At 53.2% G+C, this 1,587-nt stretch carries 1 rRNA gene; it reads left to right on the top strand.

The window, feature by feature from the left end:
• Positions 1–34 precede the first annotated feature (34 nt).
• Positions 35–1,587, top strand: a 16S ribosomal RNA gene (locus tag R7Z77_RS23900).

Raw genomic sequence — 1,587 nt, 5'->3', positions numbered from 1 at the left:
AATGTTCAGTATTCATTGAGCCGAACAAAATCTTAAATTGAAGAGTTTGATCATGGCTCAGATTGAACGCTGGCGGCAGGCCTAACACATGCAAGTCGAGCGGAAACGAGTTATCTGAACCTTCGGGGAACGATAACGGCGTCGAGCGGCGGACGGGTGAGTAATGCCTAGGAAATTGCCCTGATGTGGGGGATAACCATTGGAAACGATGGCTAATACCGCATGATGCCTACGGGCCAAAGAGGGGGACCTTCGGGCCTCTCGCGTCAGGATATGCCTAGGTGGGATTAGCTAGTTGGTGAGGTAAGGGCTCACCAAGGCGACGATCCCTAGCTGGTCTGAGAGGATGATCAGCCACACTGGAACTGAGACACGGTCCAGACTCCTACGGGAGGCAGCAGTGGGGAATATTGCACAATGGGCGCAAGCCTGATGCAGCCATGCCGCGTGTGTGAAGAAGGCCTTCGGGTTGTAAAGCACTTTCAGTCGTGAGGAAGGTAGTGTAGTTAATAGCTGCATTATTTGACGTTAGCGACAGAAGAAGCACCGGCTAACTCCGTGCCAGCAGCCGCGGTAATACGGAGGGTGCGAGCGTTAATCGGAATTACTGGGCGTAAAGCGCATGCAGGTGGTTTGTTAAGTCAGATGTGAAAGCCCGGGGCTCAACCTCGGAATAGCATTTGAAACTGGCAGACTAGAGTACTGTAGAGGGGGGTAGAATTTCAGGTGTAGCGGTGAAATGCGTAGAGATCTGAAGGAATACCGGTGGCGAAGGCGGCCCCCTGGACAGATACTGACACTCAGATGCGAAAGCGTGGGGAGCAAACAGGATTAGATACCCTGGTAGTCCACGCCGTAAACGATGTCTACTTGGAGGTTGTGGCCTTGAGCCGTGGCTTTCGGAGCTAACGCGTTAAGTAGACCGCCTGGGGAGTACGGTCGCAAGATTAAAACTCAAATGAATTGACGGGGGCCCGCACAAGCGGTGGAGCATGTGGTTTAATTCGATGCAACGCGAAGAACCTTACCTACTCTTGACATCCAGAGAACTTTCCAGAGATGGATTGGTGCCTTCGGGAACTCTGAGACAGGTGCTGCATGGCTGTCGTCAGCTCGTGTTGTGAAATGTTGGGTTAAGTCCCGCAACGAGCGCAACCCTTATCCTTGTTTGCCAGCGAGTAATGTCGGGAACTCCAGGGAGACTGCCGGTGATAAACCGGAGGAAGGTGGGGACGACGTCAAGTCATCATGGCCCTTACGAGTAGGGCTACACACGTGCTACAATGGCGCATACAGAGGGCGGCCAACTTGCGAAAGTGAGCGAATCCCAAAAAGTGCGTCGTAGTCCGGATTGGAGTCTGCAACTCGACTCCATGAAGTCGGAATCGCTAGTAATCGTGGATCAGAATGCCACGGTGAATACGTTCCCGGGCCTTGTACACACCGCCCGTCACACCATGGGAGTGGGCTGCAAAAGAAGTAGGTAGTTTAACCTTCGGGGGGACGCTTACCACTTTGTGGTTCATGACTGGGGTGAAGTCGTAACAAGGTAGCGCTAGGGGAACCTGGCGCTGGATCACCTCCTTA

The sequence above is a fragment of the Vibrio sp. 1401 genome (genome assembly GCF_033340295.1).
Note: the sequence above shows the minus strand (reverse complement) of the source record. Positions and strands in the feature narration are given on the sequence as shown.